The sequence below is a fragment of the Rhizobium ecuadorense genome (genome assembly GCF_001187535.1).
Lineage (GTDB): Bacteria > Pseudomonadota > Alphaproteobacteria > Rhizobiales > Rhizobiaceae > Rhizobium > Rhizobium ecuadorense.
Map to the genome: position 1 here is coordinate 1 of NZ_LFIO01001553.1, position 474 is coordinate 474.

General features: G+C 60.1%; 2 pseudogenes. Both read left to right on the forward strand.

What is annotated here, in order from left to right:
• Positions 1–204, forward strand: a pseudogene (locus AF337_RS32045) (glycosyltransferase); the annotation flags it as partial.
• Positions 198–474, forward strand: a pseudogene (locus AF337_RS44035) (glycosyltransferase family 1 protein); the annotation flags it as partial. The pseudogenes AF337_RS32045 and AF337_RS44035, both read left to right, overlap by 7 nt.

Sequence of the window (474 nt, forward strand, 5' to 3'; positions counted from 1 at the left end):
GTTCAGCCCAACGGGCTGGGAATGGTGGTCTCTCCCGGAGATGCCAAAGAGCTCGCGGCAGCAATCAGGATATTGGCAGACAACGGCGAGCTTAGAAACAATTTCGGTGCCAATGCGCTCGAATGGGCACAAGGACCAAATTCGCCTGAACGGGTCGGCGCCCAAGCCGCGGCTGTTTATCGGGAGGTGGTTGGGTCATGCTGATGGAGGCCCTCACGGACAGAAGTCGAATGGCAGCACGGAACGCGGCTAGCGTCCGCCACTATGTTCCGGGCGGCTGCGAGAACGGCGGCGGAATTGGCAGGCTGATCGGCTATATAACAGAGACCGCGAAAGAGACCGGAACGCAACATTTCGTCACCGATACCAGAGGGGCTCGATGGTCCAAGGTGGCATCACCCGCACGCCTGCTCGCCGCCATCCTGACGATGGCAAAGGACCGGATTGTTGCGCCCGCTCGCATTCACCATATCC